Genomic DNA, 25,692 nt, shown 5'->3' on the forward strand with positions numbered 1-25,692 from the left:
TTGCGCCATCGCCCCAGCGTGCCGGACAGCGCCCGATCCAGACCCGTCGCACGGACCGTCTCGGTCAACAGCACCCCACCCGCGTGACCGACCGCGGACACCGCCGCAGTATCAACATGAAGGTGCGGGTAGACGCGGGTAGTCTTCACCTTGAAGGTGCTCCTCGAACTGAGTGAATCTGAACTCTAGACAAGTCCTATTCTCCCAGATCAGGAGCACTTTCCCCATTCACCACACGGCACTCAGCCCGCCCCACCATGAAAGCCCGAGGCTAGGAACTCCTTGAGGGTGATCTGGTGGTTCAGATAGCGTTTCGGGTCTGTCAGGTTAACGGTGGATCTGATCTGGCGCATGGTCAGTTGATGCGGCCTTCGAAATTGAGACCCGGCATCGCTGTGGCATCGCAGATCGTCGTGATGGTGGCCTTTGGACCAGCGGGCCATCTCGATCGCGTCGATGATCATCTCGGTGCGCATGTGTGGCGCGACCCGCCACCGGACGATCATGCGGGAGCACGCGTCGGCGATGAAGCACACCTACGCGACACCCGCCCACGTGACCACGAACGTCAGATCGGTGACCCAGAGCCGATTCGGTGCGGTGGCAGTGAACTCCCGCTGCACCAGATCCGGATGCCGAGACGACGCCGGGTCGGGCCTGGTCGTCTTCGCCTTCTTGGAGCGACGCGTGCCCTCCATCCCCGCGACCTGCATCAAGTTCGCGACCTGATTCCGGCCGATCATGATCCCCGCCCGCCAGGCCGCTTTCCAGAGCTTGCGGACCCCGTCGACCCAGTAGCTGGTCTCCCAAAGTTCAACCAGCTGCGGGATCAGCTCCTCGTCGCGCACCGCACGAGCGGAGGGGGCGCGGGTCTTGGTCGCGTAGTAGCTGCTCGGAGCCACCTGCAGCAGTTTGCAGATGAGCGCGACTCCCGCCTACCCCGCGACTCGCGGCGCCGACTCAAGCAGCACCATCGCCTCTTCGAGCGTGGGCGGGACGGCTTCGACGGATGCCTCGACCCCGCCGAGCGCCTCTCGCACGGTGCCCGGGTCGACGCCCGCGACGCGGATCGCCCGCCCCGAAAGCATGGTCGGCAGCCCCGCGTCGCTCAGCCGCGTGAACGCCTCCTGCCACGCGGCTGAGCGCACCAGCACCGCCGTCACCCCGCCGATCAGCTCGTCGACGCTTCCGACGCCGATCAGCCGCCCCTGCGACATGAGCGCGAGGCGCGTGCACTGCTCGGCCTCTTGCAGGTAGTGGGTGGTCACGAGCACACCCACACCGGCGTCCGCCTGCGCGTGGATGATGTCCCACAGCCGCGCGCGCGAGAGCGGGTCGACCCCCGAGGTCGGCTCATCGAGCACCAGCAACTCCGGGCGGTGCGCGAGTGCCAGGGCGAACGCGAGCTGGCGCTGGCGCCCGAGACCGATCGCACCCACCGGGTCGTGCTCGACGGCGGCGAGCGAGGCGGGCAGGCGGGGGCGCGGCATCCGGTACACGCGCGAGAAGAACTCGGCGTTCTCATCGACGCTGATCGTGCGATACAGGCCGAGACCCTGCGGAACGTAGCCGAGGCGCTCGCGGGATGCCGCGTCCGGCTCCGCGCCGAAGAGCGCGACGCTGCCCTCGTCGACGCGGTCGAGACCGATCAGAGCGCGCAGGAAGGTCGTCTTGCCCGCGCCGTTGGCGCCGATGAGCCCGACGACCTCGCCGGCCGAGACCTCGAGCGACACGTCGTCGACGGCGACGTGGCCGCCGAACCTCCGCGTCACGTCGCGCCCGGCGGCGATGACCGTGCCGGGCGCGACGTGCGCCGCGGGCGCCGGTGCAGGTTCTGCCGCGTCTTCGGCGCCGGGGTCGCGCGAGAGCGTCAGAGCGATCAGCGCGTCCTCGAGATCGGGGGACACCGCGGTGCCGGGGGCCTCGGCGTCGGCGAGCCACGCGTGCCTCGCCGTCCCGCGGCGCCATGAGTCCGCCGTCGCGGGCGCGGCGGGCGCGAGCACGATGCGGCCGGGCACCGAGTCGATGATCTCGTCGGGCGTGCCGGCGGCGATCACCCTTCCGCGGTCGAGCGCGGTGACGGATGCCGCACGCGCCGCCTCGTCGAGGTACGTGGTGGCCAGCAGCACGGCGGTGTCGCCGGTCGCGGTGGCCGAGATCAGGCGCCAGAGCTCCACGCGGCTGACCGGGTCGACGCCCGTGCTCGGCTCGTCGAGCAGCACGAACTGCGGCTCGTGCAGGATCGCGAGCACGAAGCCGAGCTTCTGCCGCATACCGCCCGACAGGTCGCGCCCGAGCCGGTCGCGCGCGCCCGACAGGCCCGCCCGCGAGAGCAGCTCGTCCGAGCGCTCGCGGAGCGCGCGTGCCGGCATCCGGAACGACGTGCCCACGAAGGCGACGTTCTCGGCGACGGTGAGATTGCCCCACACCCCAGAAGTCGACGGCTGGTAGCCGATCTCGGCTTTCGGGAGGGTGCGCACCGAGCCCTGCGACGGAGCGACGCGACCGGCGAACACCCTCAGCAGCGTGGACTTTCCGGCGCCGTCGCCTCCCACGATCGCGGTGACCTCGCCACGCGGAACCTCGAGTGACACGTCGTCGAGCGCGATCGTCTCGCCGAAGGCGACGCGGATGCCGTCGACGCCGAATCCGCTCATCGCTTCGCCCCGCGGTGGCGGTGCGCCCGCGCGGGCGCGATGCTCGCGTGCAGCCGCACGACGGCGAGCGTGAAGAGCGCGATCGCCATCAGCAGCAGCACCGACAGCGGCAGCCACAGCGACTCCCACCCGGCCCCGCGCAGCATGACGCCCTGCGACACCATCGTGAAGTACGTGAGCGGCAGCAGGTACCCGATCCAGCGGACCCCGGCCGCCATCGCGTCGAGCGGGAAGATCATGCCCGACAGCAGCACCTGCGGCAGCAGCAGCATCAGCGCGAACTGGATCGCCTGGCCCGACGTCTTCGCGACCGACGAGATCAGCACACCGAGCCCGAGCACCGCGAACAGGAACAGCGCCGCGCCGACGATGAACAGCCACACGCTGCCCACGAACGGCACGCCGAACAGCCAGATGCCGACCACCGTGACCACCACCATGTCGAACGACGCCAGCAGGAAGTACGGCGTGATCTTGCCGAGGATGACGGCCGGCGCGCGCAGCGGCATCACCGCGAGCTGCTCGAACGTGCCCGCCTCGCGCTCGCGCACCAGCCCGATGCTCGTGATCACCGTGCCGATGAAGGTCAGGATCAGGCCGATGATCGCCGGGATCATGACCCACGAGGTCTTCAGGTCGGGGTTGAACAGCACCTCGATCTCGACCGTCGGCGCCCGCGGATTCTGCGCGAACTGCTCGCTGATCTGCGTGAACAGCACCAGGGCCGACTGCGCCGCGAACAGGTTCGAGCCGTCGATGTAGACCGTGACGGTGCCCGAGCCCTCGGCCACGATCGCGACGTTCGACGCCCGGTCGACGAGCGCCTGCTCGGCGTCGCCGGCATCGCCCGAGGCATCCGTCGCCACGATCTCGAGATGCTCGCTCAGGTCTTCGTTCTCGTCGACGAGGTCTTCGAGCTGCTGGGCGTCGGCGCCGTAGACGCTGACGCGCAGCGTGTCGACGGTGAAGTTCGCCGCGTACCCGAAGACCACCAGCAGCAGCAACGGCATGACGATGAGCATGGCGAGAGTCGGGCGATCCCGCCGCAGCTCCTGGAACTCCTTGAGGAAGACAGCGCGCATGCTCCGCATTATTCATGACGCGATGAATTATTGGCAAGAGGCAATCCAGACCCATACTCTGGGCGCATGCACAAGCCCGCTCCCGCACGCCGCCGGCGCGGCCGCCCGACCGGCGGGGCCTCCGACGCGCGGGCCGACATCCTGGCTGCGGCGACCGCCGAGTTCGGCGAACTCGGCTACGACGGGGCGACGATCCGCTCGATCGCCGACCGGGCGGGCGCCGACCCGGCGCTCGTGCACCACTACTTCGGCACGAAGTCGGACCTGTTCGCCGCGGTGGTCGACGTGCCCGTCAATCCCGCGCGCGCTCTGCACGCGGCGATCGGCACGGATCTGGACACCGCGGGGGAGCGCATCGTGCGGTTCGTGCTCGAACTGTGGGACGAGCGCGCGTTCCGCCAGCGCGGCGTGGCGCTGCTGCGCGGGGTCATCGGCAGCCGCCGGACGTCGTCGCTCGTGATGGGCTTCCTCTCGCGCGAGCTCATCAACCGCATCGGTGAGCGGGTCGGCGGGCCCGACGGGCACAAGCGCGCCGCGCTCGTGGCGAGCCAGATCGTCGGAATGATCGTGCTGCGCTACGTCGTCGAACTCGAGCCGATCGCGTCGGCCCCCGTCGACGAACTCGTCACGCGGGTCGGTCCGAACGTGCAGCGCTACCTCACCGGACCTCTTTCCGATCCGACGCCGGGCGAGGGGACCGACCGCCGACAGGGCGAGTGATCCCCTCGCTTGGCACAGGGCCTGTCCGCACCGACCGGGCGAGGGCGGAGCGAACCCCGCTCAGACCGACTTCCGGGATCGACGTCGCAGGACGACGAGGAGCCCGCCGATCAGCAGCAGCACTCCTGCTGCTGTCGGGATGCCCACGTCGGCCCCGGTGCTCGGCAGCGGGCCCACGGCCGTCACCACGAGATCGACCGGGTTCGACTCGGCCGTGCCGAGCAGATCCGTGCCCAGGAAGGTCGCTGTCGCGACGTAGGTGCCGGCCCTTCCCGGCGCCGCGAACTGCAGCACCACCGGCGACTGAACGGTGCCGGTGCCGATCGACCGGCCGTCGAGGAAGAATTCGACGGTGCCGCCGGTCGGCTCAGCGAGGCAACCGGGGGTGATACCCGTGACCTCGGCCGTCGCGGTGACCAAACCGCCCGCCAGGACCGAGGTCGGATCGAGGGCGAGCACGACCTGTGCCGCGCAGGACACGACGTCGAGGGCTGTCTCGCCCACCGAGCCCGCCCACGGGCTGTCGAGGTCGGGGGCGAAGTCGCCGACCACCGTGTACTCGCCCGGGGGCACCAGACTCCAGTCGACGTCGAGCACCACGTCGCCGGTCTCGCCGTCCACGACGTCGACCGGCGGCGAGAGGGTGAACACCGTGCCGCCGGAGGCGTCCACGATTCGCAGGCCCATCGTGCCGGACGGTGCGCCCGGCACGAGGCCGGCGGAGGCCACCGACGCGCTCACCGTGATCGGCGTGCTCCATGTCACCGGCGAGTTCACCCTCACCGTCGTGGTCGTCGCCACGCGCTCGAGCACGGTGAGGTCCACCAGGTCAGAGCTCGAAACGGCGAACGGGTCGACCGGAATGAAGATAGAGCGCACAACGTAGTCGCCAGGGGGCAGCTCGGCTGCGGCGGCGACCTCGTAGCTCCCGTCCCCGCCGGTCGTGGTGGTGGTGTACTCAGCGACCGGGTTCTCGAGGCCGACGTCGGTCGCGGCATAGATCCTCACGATGACCTCGGAGCCGTCGGGGATCGCGACGCCGATGGGCGAGGCCGTCTGCACCTGGCCGGACGCGATCGTGCCGATGCCCTCGTAGAACGAGGCGTCGGCGAGGGCGAGCGAGGTCACCGTCGGGGCGGCGATGATGGTGCCGGTGAACACCGCGCTCTGCGAACCTTCGAAGTTCGGCAGGGCGGCGGTGGGCACGTACACCGCGGTCAACTCATGCGCGCCGACCGTGTAGTCGGACGTCGGGAGGGAGACGGCGACGGTCACCGATCCGTTGGGGTTCAGGGTGCCGCCGGACAACGGCTGCTCGACGCCGGGAATCGGCACGCCGTCGACGAGGATCCGGATCACGCCCTCCTGCGGCGGGATCACCGAGTCGGTGTTGCGCACGGTGATCATGGCGACACTCGTCTCGCCATAGGGCACGGGCTCCGGAGCGAGCGAGTCGAAAGATGTGCTCGTACGAGCCGGCAGAATCTCGGTCTGGACGTCGAGGGATGTCCCGTCGGCGTAGTTGCCGTCGGTGAAGGTGGCCGAGATCGTGTAGATCCCCACGGTCCTCCAGGTGAGCCCCGAGATGAACTGGTATGCCGCCTGCCCTCCGCTGACCGGCAGGTTCGACACGATCTCGGTCAGGGACCCACCGGTCAGCGTTGCGGCGACCGTGCCGTTGTTCGGCAGGGGAACGTCCGGACCTCCCGTGGGGGTGATCTGGACGATGCCGGGGATCGCCTGCCCGTACCGCGTGGTCGGGGTAGCCGGGACGACTGCGACCGTGACGGGTGCCTCGGCGATCGTGAACTCGACCACTTCCGACTCCGACGCTTCCTGGTCGTTGCCGCCCGAGTATCGCGCCACCGCGAAGTAGGTTCCCACGTCAAGGCCCGTGAAGTGAGTGGTGAAGGTGCCGTCCGTGATGATCGTCGTCGCTGTTGCGATCGGCGAGAGCGGGTCATCGACGTATACCAGGATCTCGACGGTTCCCGCCGTGATCGTCACGCCGGCGGGGTCGCTCACGACCGTTCCGGTCGCGCTTGCCGCGGCGTTCCAGGTCAGATCAGGGATCGAGAGCGTCGTGGTCGTGGCCACAGGCGTCACAGTGAACGGCGTCGGTCCGTCATCCGATGCCACGAAGTTGGACACGCCCCACGTGTTCGTGTTGCCGAGGTACTCCGCCGTCGCGGTGTAGGCGCCGGCCGAGAAGCTGCTCGACCAGGTCGCGACACCGTTCACCAGAGCCACCGTGGCCTCGCCCGGTGTGCCTCCGGGCGGAGTCACCGTGAACCGCACGAAGCCCTCGGGCACCGCGGCGGTCTCGGCGTTGGCGACGGTCGCCGTCAGTTCGACCGGTCCTGGGTAGGTCGTCGTCGCGGGAGTCGCGGTGAGCGTCGTGGTCGTGGCAGCGGGCGCGACCGTGAAGGGCACCAGTTCGCTGGTGTTGGCGGGGATGCCGGCGATGCTGTCGCCCGTATAGTCCGCCTGCGCATGGTAGTCGCCGGCCTCCAGCCCGGGAACGGTGAACGACGCCTCCGCCTGTCCGGAACCGCCGGGCGGCACGGGTTGGTAGTCCAGCGCGAGCGGACCGGCGACGATGATGCCGTCGTGCAAGATGACGACGCTTCCGACGCCGATCGGATCGATGGAGAACAGCGAGGACTGCATGGTGAGGGTCACCGTTCCCGTGACATCGTCGTCATAGATCGTGTCGAGCGCGCTGAACGCGAAGGCCACCGACGAAGTGACGATCGTGAGGGGAGCGCGCGCGCTGACCGACGGCTCCAGGTTCTCGGTTCCTGCATAGGCCACCGTGATGTCGTACGACCCGATGGCGAGAGGGTTGCCGCCCGGGATCGTGAAGTTGGCGGTGCCCGCGGTGACAGTCCCGGGAACGGTCAGCACGACCGTGTCGGTGCCGGTCACGTAGACGGTCAGAGTCGCGTCGCCGTCCACCGACCCAGGTTCGTCGATCGTGACGGTGGCTGCTGCGTCGACGTCGAATCCGAAGGCCGCCGCGGCGGGCAGCGAGACCGTCGTGTTCGTCGGGGTCTGCACGACTGATACGTCGACCGCGGGCGACTCCCCGGCGCCGACGGACTCGGTTCCCGCGAACACGCCGACGAACGTGTAGTCGCCGACCGGATGGCTGGTCGTGAACGAGAAGACTCCCGGAGTGCCGGTCGCCGTCACGGCGACTTCGATGGGGGCGCCGCCTCCGCTCGGCGTCACCCGCAGCACCACCGTGGATGCCGGAACCGCAGCCGCCTCTCCGGACGCGGTGGTCACGGAGATCGTGCCGGTGACAGAGTCGTCCCACCCTACGATCGGCGTCGGCACGTCGATGGCGACGTCGGAGTCCGTCTGCACGATCTCGGTGGGTGTCGCGGCGCTCGAGTTGAGATAGTTCTGCGTCGAGGTCGGCGTGAATGTGGCCCGTACGCTGTACTCGCCGACGCTGAAGGGGCCGCCAAAGTCGAACGGCGTCGATGCTGTGGGGTTCACGATCGTCGTGGTGGCCACCACGGTCAAGGCGGAGTTGACGAGTTCTACCAGCAGAGTGCCCTGCGGGAACAGCGTGGAGGTCGTCGTCAGCCCGACCGTCCCGACGACCGGGTCACCGTAGGCGTACGACACGGCGGCGTCGACCGTGGTCGTCGTGGTGGCCTGCGTGATCGCGAACTCGGTGCTGCCGCTGCTGCCGCTGAACGCGCTCTGCGGCGCGGGCGGCGGCGTGTAGGTGGCGTTGACCTGGTAGCCGGTCCCGACGTTGGCCGTGGTCGGGATCGAGAATGTCGCCGTCGAGGTCGTCTCGGTCGCGGGGGTGAGGGTGAGCGTCACCAGCGACCCTCCGGGCAGCGACACGGTCACCTCTCCGGACGCCGGTGAGCCGGGGGTCAGCGATGTCACGGTCACTGTGCCCGTCACGGGTCCCCCGTAGGCGAAACTGGCCGAATCGACCGCGACCGCGGTCGTGGTCTCGACGGTCTGGTAGGTGAACTCCACGAACCCGGCGCGGTTGGACGTGCTCTGGACCGACATGGTCGCCGGATACGCACTGCCGCCGCCGCCGCCGCCACCACCGCCGGTATTCGAGTTGTTCGCGGGGCCGCCGATGCCGCCGCCGCCGCCACCACCACCGGATCCACCGTCGGGAACCAGTCCGCCGGTTCCGCTCCCGCCGTTCGTTCCGGCCGCGGTCACGGATGCGGGAGTACCCCCGGCCCCGCCGTTGAGAGTGTTGCACCCACCCTGGTCAGCGCCACCCCCGCCGCCGGTCGCTCCGGTGGCACCGCCTGCACCGCCTCCGCCTCCGTCACACGCGCCGAAGCCACCGCCCGTGCCGCCGCCGCCGCCGCCGCCGCCCGCAATGACGTCTGCATTGCCACCGATGATCGCCGACGAGCCGCCGCCGCCGCCGCCGCCGTTCCTGAGGCCCACGGTTCCGGCCCCGGTGCCTCCGGCGCCGCCTGCGCGGTATCCGGTACCGCCCGACCCTCCAGGCCCGTCGCCCGTCGCGTCCGCTCCTTGACCCGCGACGTAGATGGTGAGCACCTGGCCAGGGGTGACCGACATCGTGCCGCCGAGTTGCGCACCCACTGCGCCATCGCCCGCCTGGTTGCCCTCGCCGCGACCGCCGCTGGCCCCGCGCACCACCACGCCGGTGAGCGTCGTGACGCCTTCCGGAACAGTCCACGAGTAGGTGCCGGGCGTGCCGAACGTCACCGGGATCGCCACCGCCTGCGCCGGCGCGGCCACCACGAGAGTGGCAGGCACTGCGAGGGCAAGACTGGCCAGTGCTGCGGTGAGCTTCCGCACGCGCCTGTGACGCTTCGCGATCTCGGTGGTGCTCCTGGTGCGAATGGTACGTCCGAAGCGCGTCATGTGCACGGCCTCCCTCGAAGCGTCAGACCTTCCGATCCACGCGAATGTGTTCGGGCACAACTCCTTTCACTGTATTCGACGGACACCTCGCGGCGATAGGGCCCCTGAGGCACCCTGTCGCGTCGCACCGGCCCCTTTGCCGTGAACTGTTCACCGCGACGGGGCGCACCCCGGGTCGCACAACGAGCCGGGGCTCGCGGTGGACGGGTGATCAGTGCGCGGCCTCGTAGGCCTCGAGAACGGATGCAGGCACCCTCCCCCGCTCCGAGACGGTGTACCCGTTGTGCTTGGCCCACGCGCGCACGTCGCCGTAGTCCGGCTGCCCGGTTCGCCGACGTCTGCGCGCAGCGCTCGCACCTGCCGACGAGCGTGCGGCCGAGACCCGGCGTGCTCCGGCGACGTACGGCGCGAGGACCGCGCGGAAGGCTTCGGCGTTGTCTGCGGTGAGATCGATCTCGTAGGCGATGCCGTCGAGCGAGAACAGCACCGTCTCGCCGGAGCCGACGTCGAGGACGGTTCCGTCGAGGTCGTCGACGAGTTGATGCACGATTCTGCGGGCCATGGTCACACCATACTGATGCGCGCGACGTGCGTCACGAACCATGCCGCGCGTTTTTTCGCCCGCCGATCATGGAAGGATGCCCAGACGCCGGGCGCGGGCGACCGCGGCGATACGCGTCGAGGCGTTGAGCTTCGACATCGCGGACTGCAGGTACGACTTCACCGTGACTTCTTTGAGCGCGAGCGACATCGCGATCTGTGCGTTCGTCTGCCCGAGCGCAGCGCACGCCAGCACGTCGAGCTCGCGCGGCGAGAGGCGCACCTCGAGGGCGCTGGCTTCGCGCAGACCCTCGTCGCCCGAGATGCCGGCGAGGCGGCGCTCCAGCGCCACGAGCCGGTCGCGGGTGGCGGGGTCCGTCACGCTCGCGGCGATGCTGCGCAGTTCGGCATAGGTCGCGCGCAACTCCTCCTGCCGAGCCGCGTCGATTCCCGGGGCCGCCGCCCTCGCGAGGGGGTGCGCCGACAGCCGCCGCTCGATCTCGTCGCGCACCCGCAACTCGTTCGCGAGCGCCTCGGCGACCTGCACCGCGGGAGTCGCCGTGACGTCGCCGACGCTGAGGTTCGACCACGTGCCGCCGTACAGCATGCCGCGCGTTCGACCGTGCACAACGACCGGCACCGCCAGCAGCGTGGCGATGCCCTCGCCGAGCACATGGCCGTCGTAGTCGTGCGTGATGTGACGCGAGCTGCCGTAGTCGGGCGTCATGCGCGGGCGCAGCTCGGTGAACGCGCGGCCGCCGAGCCCCCGCCCGGCGCGCACGATCAGCCCTTCGAGCCGTCGGGTGCGGTTGCCGAGGATTGCGGTGATCGGCACGCCGCCGTCGCCCGCGAAGCCGCCGAACACCAGGGGGAAGCGCGTGCGCCGAGACAGATCCTTCAACGCCGTCGTCAGCAACTGGCTCTCGGAGACGGCTTCCTGGGTGGACACCCACTACCTACTTTCGGGGGTGACGGCGATGGCACCGGGTTTCGTAGCGTCGACCCTACCACGCAGCCCCTCGGCCCCGGATGCGACGATTTCGGGCTCTGACCGGCTGTTCCCCCGGAAGAGGCCGCGCGACGGATGCCGGCCCGATCGACCTACGGCAAGGAGGCCGCATGTCACAGACACAGACCGATACCGTCCCACCGGGCGGCATCGACTACATCGCGGTGGAGGAGTCGCCGCAGTTCCAGACGCTCAAGCGCAAGCACCGCAGCTTCGTGTGGCCCCTCACCGTCGCCTTCCTCGTCTGGTACTTCGCCTACGTCCTGCTGTCGTCGTTCGCGCGCGACTTCATGGCCCAGCACGTATGGGGCGACCTCACGGTCGGCCTGCTGTTCGGGCTCGGGCAGTTCGTCACCACGTTCGCCATCACGATGGCCTACGTCGGGTACGCCAACCGCAAGCTCGACCCCGACTCGCAGCGCATCCGCGAGGAGCTCGAGCAGCACGAGGCATCCGCATGAACGAGGTCTTCAGCGCGGTGGATGCCGCGGTTCAGACGATCGAGAACAACCCGATCCTGAACATCTCGATCTTCGCCGCATTCGTCGCGGTGACGCTGTTCATCGTCATTCGCGCAAGCCGCAACAGCAAGACCGCGGCGGACTACTACGCGGCCGGACGCTCCTTCACCGGACCGCAGAACGGATTCGCGATCTCGGGGGACTACCTCTCGGCGGCGTCGTTCCTCGGCATCACCGGCGCGATCGCCATCAACGGCTACGACGGGTTCCTGTACTCGATCGGGTTCCTCGTGGCGTGGCTGGTCGCGCTGCTGCTGGTCGCCGAACTGATGCGCAACACCGGCAAGTTCACGATGGCCGACGTGCTGTCGTTCCGCCTCAAGCAGGGGCCGGTGCGCACCGCCGCAGCCATCACGACCCTCGCGGTGTGCTTCTTCTACCTGCTCGCGCAGATGGCCGGCGCCGGCGGCCTGGTGTCGCTGCTGCTGGGCATCACCGAGCAGCTCGGCCAGTCCCTCGTGGTCGCGGTCGTGGGCGTCCTGATGATCGTCTACGTGCTCGTGGGCGGCATGAAGGGCACCACATGGGTGCAGATCGTCAAGGCGTTCCTCCTCATCGGCGGCGCGCTCGCCATGACGATCTGGGTGCTCGCGAAAAGCGGCTTCAGCCTCGACACGCTGCTGCAGAACGCGGTGGAGGCATCGCCCGCCGGCGCGGCGATCCTCGCGCCGGGCCTGCAGTACGGCGCCAACCCGTGGGACTTCATCTCGCTGGCGATCGCGCTCGTGCTCGGCACCGCGGGACTGCCGCACGTGCTGATGCGCTTCTACACGGTCCCCACGGCGAAGGAGGCCCGCCGTTCGGTCGTGTGGGCGATCTGGCTCATCGGACTGTTCTACTTGCTGACCCTCGTGCTCGGCTACGGCGCGGGCGCCCTCGTCGGCCCCGACACGATCAAGGCAGCCCCGGGCGGGGTGAACTCGGCGGCGCCGCTGCTGGCGCAGGCCCTCGGCGGTCCGCTGCTGATGGGCTTCATCTCGGCCGTCGCGTTCGCCACGATCCTCGCGGTCGTCGCGGGGCTCACGATCACCGCGGCGGCGTCGTTCGCGCACGACATCTACGCCAACGTGGTGAAGAAGGGCAAGGTCGCGCCCGACGGCGAAGTGAAGGTCGCCCGGCGCACGGTCGTCGTGATCGGCATCCTCGCGATCGTCGGCGGCATCGGCGTGCAGGGCCAGAACGTGGCGTTCCTCGTCGCCCTCGCGTTCGCGGTGGCGGCATCGGCGAACCTGCCGACGATCCTCTACTCGCTGTTCTGGCGCGGGTTCACCACCCGCGGCGCCGTGTGGAGCATGTACGGAGGCCTCGCCGCCGCCGTGATCCTGATCCTGCTCTCGCCGGTCTTCTGGGGCACTCCCACGAGCGTCTTCAAGGACACCGGAACGGCGATCTGGCCGCTGAACAACCCGGGCATCGTGTCGATCCCGCTCGGGTTCTTCCTGGGCTGGCTCGGATCGGTCCTCTCGCGCAAGGACGAAGACCCGCGCCTGGCCGCCGAGATGGAGGTGCGCTCGCTCACCGGCTTCGGCGCCGAGAAGGCCACGCACCACTGACGAGCGCAGTGACGACCGACGGTCCCGGGCATGAGTCCGGGGCCGTCGGCATGTCATGAAGCGACCTGTCCGCCTGGGCCGCGCTCGAGGTCGAGAAGGAACAGCTTGACCTCGGGATGCCCGCCGTACTCGCCGATCGAACCGTCGGCGCGCACCACCCGGTGCACCGGGACGACGATCGAGAAGGGTGTCGTGGCGCACGCGGTGCCGACCGCTCGGGCGGCGCGCGCTTTGCCTGCCAAGACGGCGACCTCGCCGTAGGACGCCGTCTCGCCGTACGGGATGTCGCGCACCGCCTCGAGCGCCGCACGAGTGAACCCGTGCACGAGCCGCCAGTCGAGGGCGACGTCGAACTCGGCGCGCTCGCCGGCGAAGTACTCGTCGAGCTGGCGGTCGATGTCGCCTCCGGCCGTGTCGTCGGGCTCGGGCGGAATCCGCAGCGCGAGCCCGACCCGCTCCAGCTGAGGGCCCAGCGGACCGCGGAACGGATGCAGCGTCACGATGCCTTCGTCGGTCGCGACGATGAGGACCTCGCCGATGGGGGAGGGGTGGATGCGAAAGCGCGGGGTGGTCATGCGTTCATCCTCGTTGCGCGGGGGTCGCGGCATCCGTCGCGGGCGACTTGTTGTGGACAGCCCGCGCGCGACCCCACAGTGGGGAGAAGAAGAGCCGCGCCTCTCAATCCGGCGAAACCCGTTCCGAATGTGGGGCCCGCGCACCACGCCCGCTTAGTGTGGCACGTGTGCGGCGCGCAGAGATCAGCCCCGGCCCGGGGGCAGGGGATGCCGTCCCCGGGGCGGACGTGAAGCCGGGGGCGCTCGGACTCGGCGAGCCCGGCGTGGCTGTGATGCACATCGCCGAGCCGCAGCGCGACCTCATCCGCACGCAGGTCGCAGAGCTGGGCGGCCGCTCCACGCTGCTGCACTTCTCGGAGGCCGTCGACGCGGCGATCGAGATCACGAAGGCCCATCCGAGCAGTCTCCCGCAGTTCCTCACCGGCCGCTCGACCCTGCTGTCGAACCTGTTCCGCGACGAGGTCGCCAATCGCACCGCGCGCCTCGCAGCCGAGCGCATCACCGCCAAGAGCCTCGAACTGCGCACCGTGCGCGGCGTCGAGTCCGTGCATCTCGCGGTCGGTCTTGCCTCGTGGCGGATCGGAGGGGTGGAGTGGACCGCACCGGTGCTGCTACGGGCCCTGTCGATCCGCCGTCATCACGCCGACTTCGAGCTCGCCCTGCGCGCGGGGCCGTTCGTCGTGAACCCCGAGCTCGTCCGCGTGCTGCGCGCGCACTTCGGCCTCGACCTCGACGGCACAGCCCTCGCAGCGCTCGCCTACGACGGGGCGGTCTTCAGGCCGCAGCCGGTGATCGACCGCCTGCGCGCCGAGACCGCCGGGATCGAGTCGTTCGCGGTGCGGCCGCGGCTGCTCGTGTCGAGCTTCGCCGACATCGCGTCCGGCATGATCCGCGACACGACCGACCTCGACCACATGGTGCTCAACGCCCTCGCGGGCCACGAGTCGGATCGCGAGGCGTTCGCCGCACCCCGCGACAAGCCGGTGGTGACCGCCGTCGACGACCGGCCGCCGGCATCCGACGATCTTCTCCTCGACGCGGACTCCGAGCAGGAGGCCGTGCTCGCGCGGATCGCCGCCGGTCACTCGCTCGTCGTGCACACGCTGCCCGGCACGGGCGGCACGCAGACCGTGATCAACGCGATCGGCTCGCTCGTGCAGGGCGGCAGACGCGTGCTGGTCGTCAGCGCCCGCAGGTCCACACTGGAGGGCGTCAGGCACCGGCTGTCGAGCATCGGCCTGCCGGGCCTTGCCGTGTCGCCGCGCAGCCTGCAGCGCGACCTCATTCGTGCGATCGGGCGCAACGAGAAGGCGGAGCCGCCGAAGGTCTCTGACATCGACGACGCCCTCGTGCGTCTGCGCGGCGTGCTGCGCGACTACCGCGCAGCGCTGACCACGCCGCATCCGGGGCTCGGCGTCTCGATGCTCGAGGTGCTGGCAACGCTCACGACGCTCTCGTCGGCCGATCCGCAGCCCCAGGCAGAGGCCCGGCTCGACCTCGACACGCTCGTGCGCGTCGCGCCCGTGCGCGAGGCCGCGGCGGCGAAGCTCGCGGCGGCGGCCCGGCTCGGCGAATTCCGCTTCGGGCCCGACGACTCGCCCTGGTACGGGGTCACCTTCACCACCACCTCCGACGCCCGCGCGGCGCACAGCCTCGCCGCGCGACTGCACCGGCAGGAGCTGCCGGGTCTTCTCGAACGCGCCTACGAACTCGTGGCTCAGACGCGCATGCGGCCCTTCCGCACGATCACCGAGCTCGGCCTGTGCCTGAAGCTCCTGCAGGGCATCCGCGACACGCTGGACCGGTTCAGCCCGACCGTGTTCGAGCGTCCCCTCGCCGAGCTCATCCAGGCCCACGCTCCGCGGCGCGACTCTCCGAACCTCACCGGGGCGGCCAGGCGCCAGCTCAAGCGCCTCGCGCGCGAGTACGTGCGCCCCGGTGTCTTCATCCCCGACATGTACGAGTGGCTGCTGCGCATCCAGCAGCAGCGCACCGACTGGCAGAGGTTCGTCGAGTCCGGGGTCGTGCCCGAGATCCCGCTCGGCATCGGCGACGCGCACACCGCGTGGGAGCGCGCCGCGGGAGGGCTCGTCGAGCTCGACACGGTGCTCGGACGCTCCGGCGACGTGCGTCTCGCGCACCTGCCGATCCCGCAGCTCGTGCGAACGCTCGCGTCGCTCGCGGCGGAGTCCGAGGTGTTCGAGAACCTCGTCGAGCGCGCCACGCTGCGCGGAGAGCTGGCCAAGCTCGGCCTCGAGCCGCTGCTGCTCGAGCTGGCGGTGCGCCACATCCCGGAGCAGGCCGTGGGCGGCGAGCTCGAGTTCGCGTGGTGGCAGTCGGCGCTGGAGCATCTGCTGCGCAGCGACCGCGCGCTGCTCGGCGCGAACACCGCGGTCGTGGACCGGCTCGAGCGCGACTTCCGTCTCGTCGACGAGGCGCATGCCGCGGCATCCGGCCCCCTGCTGGCCGCGCAGCTGGCGACCCAGTGGCGCATCGGCATCGTCGACGAGGCAGGCGAAGCGGCGGCCCTCCGGCACGCGCTGAAGTCCGGTGTGACAGACGCCGAGCACCTGGGCGCGGTGGCGCCGACGCTCATGCGGGTGCTCGCGCCGGTGTGGCTCGCCTCGCCCTACGACGTGCCCGAGATCCCGGCGGAACCCGCCTTCGACGTCGTGATCCTGGCGGATGCCGCGGCGCTGAGCCTCGCCGAGGCCGCCCCCGCCCTGCGGCGCGCGCGCCAGGTGGTGGCGATCGGCGACCCGGTGACGCAGAAGCCCACGCCCTTCCACGTGGCAGCCACGTCGGCGACGCTCCCGACGCTCTCCCCTCCGATCGCCGAGGCGATGGGCGCCGCCTCGGAGCGCGCGGGCACAGCCCTGACCCCCGCCGACGACGCGTTCGCGTTCGATGACCTCAGCGTGTTCGAGCGCCTCGCCGAACTGCTGCCGGTCGAGACGCTCACCAAGAGCTACCGCGCGGGCGGCGAAGACCTCGCCGAACTCGTCAACGACGCGTTCTACGGCGGTGAGATCGTGTCGCTGCCGTGGGCGGGCTCGTACCTCGGCCGCGGCAGCCTGAGCGTCGACTACGTCGAGGGCGGGATCGGCGCGCCAGACCCGGTGACCGGCGCGGTCGAGAGCCCCGACGCCGAGGTCGCGCGCGTGGTGACGCTCGTCGTCGAGCACGCCGTCAACCGAGGCGGAGAGTCGCTGATGGTCGTGACAGCCAGCGCGCGGCACGCCGAGCGCATCCGCGCCGCGGTCGAGGCCGCGTTCGCCGGGCGCTCCGACGTCGCCGACTTCGTCTCGCGCGACACCGCCGAGCCGTTCGCGGTGCTGACCCTCGAAGAGTCCGTCGCCGAGAGCCGCGACCGCGTCATCTTCACCCTCGGCTTCGGCCTCACCCGTCACGGGCGCGTGCTGAGCGACTTCGGAGACCTCTCGACCCCGGACGGCGAGCGCCTGCTGACGGTCGGGATGACCCGTGCGCGACGCGCGATCGTCATCGTGTCGTCGATCCGCCCGTCCGCGTTCGACGACGGCCGGCTCGAGTACGGGGCCGCGACGCTCATGTCGATCCTCGGCGGAGTGGCCGCCCGCGCGCGCGAGACCCGCCTCGAAGACCTCGCCGACCCGCTGATGCGCTCGCTCGCCCGTGAGCTGCGGCGCCTGGGCGCCTCGGTCGACGTGCACTACCGGGGCCTGCTGCCGCTCGTCGCCCAGTTCGAGGGCAAGGCGCTGGTCGTCGAGAGCGACCCCGAGACGATCGGCGAGTCGCTGCGCGAGTCGCTGCGCCTGCGGCCGCAAGTGTTGCGGCGGCTCGGGTGGCACTACATCCGGGTGCATTCCTTCGACCTGTACAGCGACCCGGCCGGCGTCGCGGCCCGGATCGCGGCGATCCTCGGGATCAGGCCCGAGACGCCGCGCGCCGACGACGACACGCAGCCGATCACGATCATCGAGTGAGCCCGGGCATGGGCGACGACCCCGGGGCCGGGCGACAGCGCGTCGAGAAGGTTCCCGGGCGGCGACGCGCGAAGCTCACCGCGGCGCCCGACACGACGGCCGAGCCGGTTCCGGCGGACGAGAAGGCGACGGATGCCGCGGCCGAGGCATCCGCAGCCCCCGACGTCGGCCCGAACGACGACCGTCTGCGGCGGGACGTGCCCCCGCACTATTGAATGCGGCGCGGCAGCGCCGGTGGATCCAGCCCCGGATCAGGGCTTGGCGGGCGTCTGCCGCTCGAGCAGGTCGCGGATCTGCACGAGCAGCTCCTGCTCGGTCGGCGGCGGCTCCTCGCCCGCCGACTCGGCTTCGGCCTTGACGGCCTGACGGGCCTTCCAATGGTTCATCGGCATGACGAACAGGAAGTAGACGATCACGGCGACCGCGAGGAAGTTGACGATCGAGCTCACGATCGCGCCGATCGCGAACGTCGACGTGAAGCCCGAGAGCGTGGGCACCGACACTTCCCACCTGCTCAGATCGCCGAGCTGGAACAGCACACCGATCAGCGGATTGATGAATCCCTCCACCAGGGCGCCCACGATCGCGGTGAACGCCGCGCCGATGACGACCGCGACGGCCAGGTCGATGACGTTGCCGCGGAGAATGAACTCCTTGAAGCCCTTGATCACGTGATACTCCTCACCTATCGCCGGCTTTCGGCCGGATTACGAGCCCGATGGCGCGGGTGCGGGCGCAGGCTCAGACTTCGATGATGTCGAAGAGGCGGCTGCGGCGCCACCGCTGGATTCCGACGCGGTCGACGACGGCTTCGCGCCGGATCGCGAGTCGGTGCGGTAGAAGCCCGAGCCGTTGAAGGTGACGCCGATCGAGTCGTACACCTTGCGCAGCGCGCCCGCGCATTCGGGACAGTCGGTCAGGGTGGGGTCGGAGAAGGACTGCACGGCGTCGAAACGGTGGCCGCACTGCTTGCAGGCGTAGGTGTAGGTGGGCATGGGTGTCTCTCGATCTGGCGTACGGAAGAGGTCAGCTTCGCGCGGGCGCGAAGGTCACCGTTCGGGTCGGGGTGACGACGCCGGTCACCCGCTGGTCGTGCAGGTCGCTGGGAACCTCGTCGAGCACCTCGGAGTCGTACACGACGGCGTACACCGGCGGGCAGCGCTCCATCGAGCCCAGCGTCTTGTCGAAGAAGCCGCGGCCCCAGCCGAGGCGCATGCCGGTGCGATCGACGGCGGCGGCCGGAACGATGAGGAGGTCCACGCTGTTCACCGCGATGGGGCCGAGCAGCTCGCCCACGGGCTCGGGAAGCCCGAACATGCCCTCGGCGATATCGATACCGGCGGTGGCCACCGACCAGTCCAGCAGGCCGTCGGCGCGGGTGATCGGAAGCAGCACGCGGATGCCGCGCTCCACAGCCGCGTCGACGAACTCGCGCGTGCCGGGCTCGGTCGTCGTCGACAGGAAGCACGACACCGATCGGGCCCGGTGCTTGTCGACGAGGGCGTCGAGCTGGGTGCGGATGCCGTCGGCGGCGGCATCCCGAGCCTGCGGCGACAGCAGATTGCGCCGCTCGCGCAGGTCGGCGCGCAGTGCGCGCTTGGCATCGGCGATGGCGTCGGACATGGGTCGATTGTAGGCGGCACGGCTGGGTGGGGGCCGGAATCGGCACGGACGGGATCATGACGTCGCCGCGCGGTCGCGGGGGCGGGACTGGATACACTCGGGGAATGTCGCTCACGCCGATGAAAGCCGTCATCCCCGCCGCAGGCCTCGGAACCCGGTTCCTGCCTGCGACGAAGGCGATGCCGAAAGAGATGCTGCCGGTCGTCGACAAGCCGGCGATCCAGTACGTCGCCGAAGAGGCCGCGCGCGCCGGCATCGACGACATCCTCGTGATCATCGGGCGCAACAAGAACGCCATCTCGGATCACTTCGACTCCGTCCCCGAGCTCGAAGACCGCCTGAAAGACAAGGGCGACACGGTGCGGCTGCGCCGGGTGCTCGAGTCGAGCGACCTCGCCGACATGCACTTCGTGCGCCAGGGTGAGCCGAAGGGCCTCGGTCACGCGGTGCTGCGGGCGAAGGCGCACGTCGGCGACTGCTCGTTCGCGGTGATGCTGGGCGATGACCTCATCGACGAGCGCGACGAGCTGCTCTCGCTGATGATCGCCGAGCACGAGCGCACCGGTGGGGCCGCGGTCATCGCCCTCATGGAGGTCGATCCCGACCACATCGACGCGTACGGCGTCGCGTCGGTCGAGCAGACCGGTGCCGAAGGCATCGTGAAGGTCACGGGGCTGGTCGAGAAGCCCCGCAAAGAGGACGCTCCGTCGAACCTCGCCGTCATCGGGCGGTACGTGCTCGCACCGCGCGTCTTCGACGTGCTGGAGCGCACCGAGCCGGGCAAGGGCGGAGAGATCCAGCTCACCGATGCGCTGCAGGCGCTCGCGACCGATCCCGATGGACCCGGCGTGTACGGGGTCATCTTCCGGGGGCGCCGGTACGACACCGGCGATAGGGTGGACTACATCAAGGCGATCGTGCAGCTGGCCGCCGACCGCGACGACCTGGGGCCCGCACTCCGGCCCTGGTTCAAGGAGTTTGCGGCAGGGCTCTAGACGCCGGATGCCCCGCAGACCCGTCGACGAGGAGGAGGTCGCACATGGAGGTGACCACTCCTCGCGCACACGGCCCGATCTCGATCCGTCTCGTGCGTCCGCGCGACGCGCGAACGCTGCAGCAGGAGCTGCTGTCGAACCGCTCGTGGCTGCGCCCGTGGGAGGCGACGAGCCCCGACGGCCCGGTGTCGTTCGATATGCGCATGGGCGTGCGCCGACTGCTTCAGCAGTACCGCGACGGCGTCGGGGTGCCGTTCGTCATGGAGTACGACGGTGAGATCGCCGGGCAGCTGAACGTGTGGGGCATCGCGCGCGGCTCGCTCGCCTCGGCCACGATCGGCTATTGGGTGAGCGAGCGGTTCGCGGGACGCGGGATCACGCCGACGTCGGTGGCGATGGCCACCGACGTGTGCTTCCAAGAGCTGCGCCTGCACCGCATGGAGATCTGCATCCGCCCCGAGAACCGTGCCAGCCTGCGGGTCGTCGAGAAGCTCGGCTTCCGCTATGAGGGGCTGCGGCGGCGGTTCATCCACATCGACGGCGACTGGCGCGACCACTACTGCTTCGCGCTCGTGCGCGAGGACGTGCCCGAGGGTGTGCTGGAGCGCTGGGTTCAGGGCCGGGCGCCGCAGGACGCGGCGACTGTTCCGCCGACCGACCGACTGCACGCGTGACCGACATCTGGTCGCCGGGTTGACGACACGCAACGGATGCCGCGGCACGTGGGCCCCGCCTCGCTTACCTTTGTCAGCATGGGGCAGGTGCTGGGCGGGGGAGTGATCGTCGCAGTGGCGGTGCTGCTGTGGCTGGTCTATCTGCTGCCATCGTGGTACGCCCGCAAGCAGTACGACGCCGCCGAGCGCAACGCGGTGCGGCTCAATCAGGCGCTGCGCGTGCTGGCAGAGACGGCCGAGACCCCCGAAGAGGTGAAGCTCGAGCTCAACACGCGGACCGCGCTCGCGCAGCAGAGGCTCGCGCGGCGGGCCCTCGCCGAGCGTGAGCACACGGCGCTCGAGGGCGCGAGGCTGGAACTCGAACAGGCTCGCGCCGAGCGCGCCGCCGCACGCATGCGGCCCGAAGCCCGTCGCGCGCGCGCTCGCCGCAGGATGCGGCTCGCGGTCACCCTGATCGGCACGATCGCCATCGGGCTGGCCGCATGGGGAGCGTGGGAGGTCGTCACGACGGGCGCCCAGCTGCTGCTGTGGTCGTCGGTCGGCATCGCCGTCGTGTGCTGGCTGATGCTCATCCAGATCTCGCGCGTCGCAGCCCGGGCCGCGGCGAAGACGATGAAGACGGATGCCGTCGTCCGCGCTCCGGCCCCGCTGCAGGACGTCGCTCTCGAGGTCGACCGCGCGTGGGCGCCGCGGGAGCTTCCGCGCCCGCTCACGTCGTCCGCCGGCTCGCGCGCGGCCGCCGTGCTCGAGGTGGAGAACGCGCACGAGGCGCTGCGTCGTGCCGCGCTCGAAGAGGCGATGCGAGCCCGCGCCGAGGCCCAGGCTCCGCCCTCGATCGAGCGGGTGCGCGAGGCGAAGGCCACCACGTCGGCGCCGTCGGAATACGCCCGCATGGGCTACGTCGACGACGCCGAGATCGAGGCTCACGTGCGCCGGCTGCTGGAGCGCCGCGCCGCCGGCGCATGAGCCCGGACGGGCCCACGGTTGTCATTCCGGCCCACCCAGCCGTGCTAATCTAGCTGAGGTTCAAGGGCCTGTGGCGCAGTTGGTAGCGCGCTTCGTTCGCAATGAAGAGGTCAGGGGTTCGAATCCCCTCAGGTCCACCAAGAACGCTTACTCCAAACAATGCCATCGTGCACGGAGAGGCTCATCGAAACGCCCCGGTCCTTCTTGGACCGGGGCGTTCGTGTTGGTGGGCGCGGGTTCGACACGGGAATCGTCTCGTCCCGACGCAGTGACTGCCAGCGCATTTGCGCCTCGATGAGTTCGCAGGCGGGTTCGGTGAACTCGGCATCGACTCGCTCGAGGTCGACGACCCAGATGCGGGTGAAGATTGCCTGGTTGAGCTTGCGGCGCATCTCGTCGCTGGCCTGGCTATAGAGCTCGCAGGGGTTGGCGAGCAGTTCCAGGCAGCCGCGGATGCAGGCTCCGTCGGCAGTACCGACGGTGCTTCCCGCGACGGTTGAGACGAAGGCGACACCGCCCGGCTCGGTCGCGCTATCGACCCGGTTCCGCTGGACAACCCGAAGCACCTCCGCATCGAGAACGCGCACCCCGCCGCAGGTCGAGCGAAACGGCCGCTCTTGGGCGAGCAGCCGCCCTTCGCTACGGCGAGTGAGTTTCTCGGCAGCGACCCGCACCAAGACTGGCAGACGTGACCTCGAGCGACTTGGCGTAGGGTGTCCCGACCCCCGGATAGGGTGAATCGCGTGACTGAGGCATTCGGAGCGATCGCGGCCCGCATCGAGGCGAACCCGCTGGGCCGCCTGATGTACGGCCAGCGCGAGCTCTTCCACTCCAACCTCATCGGCTGGTACTTCGACCAGCTTCCCGAAGCCGCCGACGCGACCTTCCGCCCCCTCACGGTCGCCGGAGAAGACACGGGCCGTTGGGTCGACCGCGAACGCGGACACATGGATCTGGTCTTTCACTGGCCGGACCAGGCGCCCTTGGTGATCGAGAACAAGGTCTTCTCGCTGCCGGATCGGGTTCAGCTCGACGAGTACGGGGGAGTGGCGGCGAAGTGGTCGCATCCTCCCGCCTTGGTGCTGCTGTCGGTCAGTGCGCCGGACTTCGACCCCGGCGCGTGGCGCTACCTGAGCTACGCAGATCTCGCGGCTCGCATCCTCGATGCGCTGCCTGCCAACGCGTCGTACGAGGTCGAGACGATGCGCCGCTACGCCGCCTTTGTCACCGACCTCCACCAGCTGGTGTCGACGGTCGATGTGCAGTCCGACGAGGAACCGGTCTGGCTGCCCTCGAGCCTGCTCGGCGCGATTTCGAGCTCGCAGATGCGGGCAGCGCTGCAGAAGGCTCGGGCACAGCGCGTGGCTCGCCTCCTCAACGACGTCCTGCCTGATCTTGATCCACCCGCCAAGGGCGACTTGAGCAATGCCACCCCGCTGGTCGAAGTTCTGGAGCGGACTCGCGTTGACGGGATGGACATGCTGCTCGGCTGGCAGCTGCAAGGCGACCAGTTCCGCCGCGCCGCCGTCCTCTGGGGGCGCGGTATCGACGGCCGCACTCCCGAGTCTCGCCAGCGACGGGAAGAGATCGGCCGGGCTCGTCCCGAGTTCTTCACGTTCCCCGCTGGGCTACCCCAGGCACATCACGGCCGCAAGGAGTTCAACCACTTCGCGCCGTCGTTCGTCTACAAGTACGTCAAGGCGCCAGGGCTGACGATCGCGGAACTGAGGCGGGCCGCCGCGAGCGTGCACGCGGAGATTCGGCAATTGAGCGAATCCCGCTCCTCGTAGTCGTCGGGTGCAGCCACCTTCACGGGCTGGCACCACCACGTCACGCTCGTGACCGCCGCGCACCTTCATCACGAGTTAACGGCTGACCGCGGGCCGAAAACCCCGACGGGCAGCCTGACCTTCTAGGGAATCCTCCGCGAACTCCAAACCGCGGTCATCCGACTCGTCAGCTGCTGCCCTACTGCCAACGCGCCGGACCAACCTCACCAAGTACGACTAGATGCCGTTGTACATGTACAGCTTCGCGACTTTGCCGTCCTCGTTGAGGAGGAGGAAGTCACGGCCGGTCGCGACCGTCTGGCCCGCGGGCGTCGAAACCGACCACTCCACCTGGAGCGAGTCGTGGTTCGTGCGAATGTCGCCCTCCTGGAAGGACAGGCCGGCCTTCTGGATGTTCTCGGTGTTGACCTGGGTGATGTTGGCCTCGATCGCGTCGACGCCCTCGAAGTGAACATCGGCGGGGGCCGCGTGGTGCACGGCGTCGTCTGCGAAGAGCTGCGTCGCGAGTTCGTGGCGGCGAGCGTCGTCGGTCGTGGACCAGAGTTCGAAGTAGGTGGCGGCAATGGTCTTGGTGTCCATTTGGTTTCCTTTCGTCGCCTGCCTTGAAAGGCAGGACTCATTGGTGGCCGATTCATACTGCGAGCCGGTCGGGTTGTTTTGGTCTGCTTGTCGCTTTCGTGACTACACAGGCGTCGAGGCCGGCTCGGCAGGCTGTTGATCCGACGCTCGCTTTGGAAGAACCACGAAGATGGCGATCGCGCCGATGGCCGCCACGATCGCGCCAGCGCAGGACGCCGCGGCGATCCCGGTCGGCGAGAGGACGCTCGCGGTCGCAACGCCAATGCTTCCCAATAGCGCGATACCGAGCGCCCCGCCCAGCTGCATGGCGACGTCAGCAACCGCGGAGCCTGCACCAGACAGGTGGCGCGGAGTTGCCTCGATGATGGAGTTGACCGAGATGGGAGCGCCGAATCCGACGCCAAGCCCCAGAGCGAACAGCGCGAGGATGACCCGCACGCTGGACGGCGAGGGCTCCGTGGCCAGGAGGATCATGCCCAGCGCGATCATGACAGGGGCGACCGTCGACACCCGTGCGAGCCCGAACTTCACGACCAGGCGAGGAGCGATCGGCGCCACGAGCACGGCGGAGCACATCGCCAGCATGTGAAGGCCCGCGGTGAGCGGGTCCAGCTCCAAGGTGAACTGGAGGTGCTGGGTGACCAGGAAGAGCCCTCCGAACACTCCAAAGAACACGGTCGCGATCGTCAGCAGCGGTGCGCCGAACCTGCGGTCGCGGAACACCGCATGGCTCAGCATCGGCGATGGGGCCTTTCGTTCCCAGAGGATGAAAGCACCGATCAGGAGGATGCCTCCGATCACCGAGAGAAGCGTCGAGAACGCGCCCCAGCCCACCTTGGGGGCAGAGATGATCCCGTAGACCAGCAGCGCCGGGCCAAGGACGGAGAGCAAGAGCCCGACGTAGTCCAGCTTCGCGTCCTCTGTGCTCCTCGACTCTGGGACGAGCAGGAGGCACGCGATGAACGCGACCAGGATCAGTGGCACATTGATCAAGAAGACAGACCCCCAGGGAAACGACTGAAGCAGCAGTCCGCCCAGGATGGGGCCGAGAGGAATACCGAGCGACGACATTCCCACCCAGATCCCGAGCGCCTTGGCGCGCTCCGATTCCGGGAAGATCTCGCGGATGAGCGCGAGCGTTGACGGCATGATGAACGCCGCGCCGAGGCCCATGATCACTCGCGATCCGATCAGCATGTCCGCCGACTCGGAGGTCGCAGCCAATACAGACCCGATGAGCATGACCACCATCCCCAGCAGGAAGCTCAGCCGTCGGCCGAACCGATCGGCAAGTCCTCCAGCGAAAGGCAGCGGGGCCGCGAAGGCAAGAGAGTACGCAGCAATGATCCACTGGAGTTGCCCAGGCGTCGCGCGGAGTTGGGCGTCAATGGATGGGATCGCCACTGAAACGATGAGCGTATCGAGCCCGGTCACAACAAGGGCAAGACACATGAACGCCAGAATCACCCAGCGCTGAGGAAGCGGGCATTCGCTCGATTCTGCTCCCGACACGGGTGTTGCTGGCACGTTCGTTGACATCGTCAACAGCATAGGAT

The 25,692-nt window shown here is 69.5% G+C and carries 21 protein-coding genes, 1 tRNA gene and 1 pseudogene; 10 read left to right on the forward strand and 13 right to left on the reverse strand.

The annotated features are described in order from the left end of the window. Positions 1 to 374 precede the first annotated feature (374 nt). From AB1K54_RS02675 to AB1K54_RS02685, 3 genes and pseudogenes are all read right to left on the reverse strand, one after another. Positions 375 to 932, reverse strand: a pseudogene (locus AB1K54_RS02675) (IS3 family transposase); the annotation flags it as partial. Between the two features lie 3 nt (positions 933 to 935). After that, the gene (locus tag AB1K54_RS02680) at positions 936 to 2,657 is read right to left on the reverse strand and encodes an ATP-binding cassette domain-containing protein (RefSeq protein WP_371201164.1); all 1,722 of its coding nucleotides are present in this window, start codon (positions 2,655 to 2,657) and stop codon (positions 936 to 938) included. Then, entirely contained in the window at positions 2,654 to 3,739 is a 1,086-nt protein-coding gene (locus AB1K54_RS02685) for an ABC transporter permease (protein WP_371201165.1), read from the reverse strand. Before AB1K54_RS02685 ends, AB1K54_RS02680 begins: the two co-directional genes overlap by 4 nt. Positions 3,740 to 3,805: 66 nt before the next feature. On the opposite strand from AB1K54_RS02685, the gene AB1K54_RS02690 reads away from it, so the two are divergent. Beyond that, positions 3,806 to 4,459, forward strand: coding sequence for a TetR family transcriptional regulator (locus AB1K54_RS02690; RefSeq protein ID WP_371201166.1), 654 nt, complete (start codon positions 3,806 to 3,808; stop codon positions 4,457 to 4,459). Between the two features lie 60 nt (positions 4,460 to 4,519). Here AB1K54_RS02690 and AB1K54_RS02695 read toward each other — a convergent pair whose 3' ends face one another. The 3 genes from AB1K54_RS02695 to AB1K54_RS02705 form a co-directional block, all read right to left on the reverse strand. Then, entirely contained in the window at positions 4,520 to 9,280 is a 4,761-nt protein-coding gene (locus AB1K54_RS02695; RefSeq protein WP_371201167.1) for a beta strand repeat-containing protein, read from the reverse strand. Between the two features lie 277 nt (positions 9,281 to 9,557). Continuing rightward, complete coding sequence (locus AB1K54_RS02700) at positions 9,558 to 9,908, reverse strand: Lsr2 family protein (RefSeq protein WP_371201168.1); 351 nt, start codon at positions 9,906 to 9,908, stop codon at positions 9,558 to 9,560. Between the two features lie 66 nt (positions 9,909 to 9,974). Beyond that, positions 9,975 to 10,835, reverse strand: coding sequence for a LuxR C-terminal-related transcriptional regulator (locus AB1K54_RS02705; protein WP_371201169.1), 861 nt, complete (start codon positions 10,833 to 10,835; stop codon positions 9,975 to 9,977). A 170-nt stretch (positions 10,836 to 11,005) separates the two neighbouring features. On the opposite strand from AB1K54_RS02705, the gene AB1K54_RS02710 reads away from it, so the two are divergent. Further along, positions 11,006 to 11,356 carry a DUF485 domain-containing protein gene (locus tag AB1K54_RS02710; RefSeq protein WP_371201170.1) on the forward strand — a complete coding sequence of 117 codons (351 nt, stop codon included), beginning with the start codon at positions 11,006 to 11,008 and terminating at the stop codon, positions 11,354 to 11,356. After that, positions 11,353 to 12,969: a cation acetate symporter gene (locus tag AB1K54_RS02715; RefSeq protein ID WP_371201171.1), complete on the forward strand. Its 1,617-nt coding sequence runs from the start codon at positions 11,353 to 11,355 to the stop codon at positions 12,967 to 12,969. Before AB1K54_RS02710 ends, AB1K54_RS02715 begins: the two co-directional genes overlap by 4 nt. A gap of 53 nt (positions 12,970 to 13,022) precedes the next feature. Here AB1K54_RS02715 and AB1K54_RS02720 read toward each other — a convergent pair whose 3' ends face one another. Then, a complete protein-coding gene (locus tag AB1K54_RS02720) occupies positions 13,023 to 13,544 on the reverse strand; it encodes a methylated-DNA--[protein]-cysteine S-methyltransferase (RefSeq protein WP_371201172.1) in 522 nt (173 codons plus the stop codon). Between the two features lie 158 nt (positions 13,545 to 13,702). On the opposite strand from AB1K54_RS02720, the gene AB1K54_RS02725 reads away from it, so the two are divergent. Next, positions 13,703 to 17,509: an AAA family ATPase gene (locus AB1K54_RS02725; protein WP_371201173.1), complete on the forward strand. Its 3,807-nt coding sequence runs from the start codon at positions 13,703 to 13,705 to the stop codon at positions 17,507 to 17,509. Beyond that, positions 17,506 to 17,724 carry a hypothetical protein gene (locus tag AB1K54_RS02730; RefSeq protein WP_371201174.1) on the forward strand — a complete coding sequence of 73 codons (219 nt, stop codon included), beginning with the start codon at positions 17,506 to 17,508 and terminating at the stop codon, positions 17,722 to 17,724. Before AB1K54_RS02725 ends, AB1K54_RS02730 begins: the two co-directional genes overlap by 4 nt. 36 nt (positions 17,725 to 17,760) lie before the next feature. On the opposite strand, the gene mscL is transcribed toward AB1K54_RS02730, so the two are convergent. From mscL to AB1K54_RS02745, 3 genes are read right to left on the reverse strand one after another with little or no spacing between them, the layout of a single operon-like run. After that, a complete protein-coding gene (mscL, locus tag AB1K54_RS02735) occupies positions 17,761 to 18,180 on the reverse strand; it encodes a large conductance mechanosensitive channel protein MscL (RefSeq protein WP_371201175.1) in 420 nt (139 codons plus the stop codon). Between the two features lie 36 nt (positions 18,181 to 18,216). After that, a complete protein-coding gene (locus tag AB1K54_RS02740) occupies positions 18,217 to 18,504 on the reverse strand; it encodes an FmdB family zinc ribbon protein (RefSeq protein ID WP_371201176.1) in 288 nt (95 codons plus the stop codon). Positions 18,505 to 18,535: 31 nt separating this feature from the next. Then, on the reverse strand, positions 18,536 to 19,132 hold the full coding sequence (locus AB1K54_RS02745; protein WP_371201177.1) for a 5-formyltetrahydrofolate cyclo-ligase: 597 nt from the start codon (positions 19,130 to 19,132) through the stop codon (positions 18,536 to 18,538). A gap of 104 nt (positions 19,133 to 19,236) precedes the next feature. On the opposite strand from AB1K54_RS02745, the gene galU reads away from it, so the two are divergent. From galU to AB1K54_RS02765, 4 genes are all read left to right on the forward strand, one after another. Then, the gene (gene galU / locus AB1K54_RS02750) at positions 19,237 to 20,127 is read left to right on the forward strand and encodes a UTP--glucose-1-phosphate uridylyltransferase GalU (protein ID WP_371201178.1); all 891 of its coding nucleotides are present in this window, start codon (positions 19,237 to 19,239) and stop codon (positions 20,125 to 20,127) included. 44 nt (positions 20,128 to 20,171) lie between these two features. Then, positions 20,172 to 20,801 carry a GNAT family N-acetyltransferase gene (locus AB1K54_RS02755; RefSeq protein ID WP_371201179.1) on the forward strand — a complete coding sequence of 210 codons (630 nt, stop codon included), beginning with the start codon at positions 20,172 to 20,174 and terminating at the stop codon, positions 20,799 to 20,801. A 78-nt stretch (positions 20,802 to 20,879) separates the two neighbouring features. After that, positions 20,880 to 21,767 carry a large exoprotein gene (locus tag AB1K54_RS02760; protein ID WP_371201180.1) on the forward strand — a complete coding sequence of 296 codons (888 nt, stop codon included), beginning with the start codon at positions 20,880 to 20,882 and terminating at the stop codon, positions 21,765 to 21,767. A gap of 64 nt (positions 21,768 to 21,831) precedes the next feature. Beyond that, positions 21,832 to 21,907, forward strand: a tRNA-Ala gene (locus AB1K54_RS02765). On the opposite strand, the gene AB1K54_RS02770 is transcribed toward AB1K54_RS02765, so the two are convergent. Beyond that, positions 21,896 to 22,444 (reverse strand): hypothetical protein, encoded by a 549-nt coding sequence (locus tag AB1K54_RS02770; RefSeq protein ID WP_371201181.1) that lies wholly within the window; start codon positions 22,442 to 22,444, stop codon positions 21,896 to 21,898. The genes AB1K54_RS02765 and AB1K54_RS02770 overlap by 12 nt on opposite strands. Positions 22,445 to 22,510: 66 nt before the next feature. Here AB1K54_RS02770 and AB1K54_RS02775 point away from each other — a divergent pair, with 66 nt between their 5' ends. Beyond that, a complete protein-coding gene (locus AB1K54_RS02775; RefSeq protein WP_371201182.1) occupies positions 22,511 to 23,557 on the forward strand; it encodes a hypothetical protein in 1,047 nt (348 codons plus the stop codon). A gap of 216 nt (positions 23,558 to 23,773) precedes the next feature. Here the strand turns inward: AB1K54_RS02775 and AB1K54_RS02780 are convergent, their stop codons facing one another. Both AB1K54_RS02780 and AB1K54_RS02785 read right to left on the reverse strand, forming a co-directional pair. Continuing rightward, positions 23,774 to 24,136 (reverse strand): nuclear transport factor 2 family protein, encoded by a 363-nt coding sequence (locus AB1K54_RS02780; RefSeq protein WP_371201183.1) that lies wholly within the window; start codon positions 24,134 to 24,136, stop codon positions 23,774 to 23,776. A 102-nt stretch (positions 24,137 to 24,238) separates the two neighbouring features. Next, on the reverse strand, positions 24,239 to 25,675 hold the full coding sequence (locus AB1K54_RS02785; protein WP_371201184.1) for an MFS transporter: 1,437 nt from the start codon (positions 25,673 to 25,675) through the stop codon (positions 24,239 to 24,241). Positions 25,676 to 25,692: the final 17 nt, after the last annotated feature.

It is taken from the genome of Microbacterium sp. BWT-B31 (assembly GCF_041379855.1).
Classification (GTDB): domain Bacteria; phylum Actinomycetota; class Actinomycetes; order Actinomycetales; family Microbacteriaceae; genus Microbacterium.

Bases quoted from the DNA above. Each gene is read 5' to 3' on its own strand.
- AB1K54_RS02700 (WP_371201168.1), bottom strand. From the start codon at position 9,908: ATGGCCCGCAGAATCGTGCATCAACTCGTCGACGACCTCGACGGAACC.
- AB1K54_RS02680 (WP_371201164.1), bottom strand. From the start codon at position 2,657: ATGAGCGGATTCGGCGTCGACGGCATCCGCGTCGCCTTCGGCGAGACG.
- AB1K54_RS02760 (WP_371201180.1), top strand. From the start codon at position 20,880: ATGGGGCAGGTGCTGGGCGGGGGAGTGATCGTCGCAGTGGCGGTGCTG.
- AB1K54_RS02755 (WP_371201179.1), top strand. From the start codon at position 20,172: ATGGAGGTGACCACTCCTCGCGCACACGGCCCGATCTCGATCCGTCTC.
- AB1K54_RS02740 (WP_371201176.1), bottom strand. From the start codon at position 18,504: ATGCCCACCTACACCTACGCCTGCAAGCAGTGCGGCCACCGTTTCGAC.
- galU (WP_371201178.1), top strand. From the start codon at position 19,237: ATGTCGCTCACGCCGATGAAAGCCGTCATCCCCGCCGCAGGCCTCGGA.
- AB1K54_RS02720 (WP_371201172.1), bottom strand. From the start codon at position 13,544: ATGACCACCCCGCGCTTTCGCATCCACCCCTCCCCCATCGGCGAGGTC.
- AB1K54_RS02710 (WP_371201170.1), top strand. From the start codon at position 11,006: ATGTCACAGACACAGACCGATACCGTCCCACCGGGCGGCATCGACTAC.
- AB1K54_RS02745 (WP_371201177.1), bottom strand. From the start codon at position 19,132: ATGTCCGACGCCATCGCCGATGCCAAGCGCGCACTGCGCGCCGACCTG.
- AB1K54_RS02690 (WP_371201166.1), top strand. From the start codon at position 3,806: ATGCACAAGCCCGCTCCCGCACGCCGCCGGCGCGGCCGCCCGACCGGC.
- AB1K54_RS02785 (WP_371201184.1), bottom strand. From the start codon at position 25,675: ATGTCAACGAACGTGCCAGCAACACCCGTGTCGGGAGCAGAATCGAGC.
- AB1K54_RS02780 (WP_371201183.1), bottom strand. From the start codon at position 24,136: ATGGACACCAAGACCATTGCCGCCACCTACTTCGAACTCTGGTCCACG.
- AB1K54_RS02685 (WP_371201165.1), bottom strand. From the start codon at position 3,739: ATGCGCGCTGTCTTCCTCAAGGAGTTCCAGGAGCTGCGGCGGGATCGC.
- AB1K54_RS02715 (WP_371201171.1), top strand. From the start codon at position 11,353: ATGAACGAGGTCTTCAGCGCGGTGGATGCCGCGGTTCAGACGATCGAG.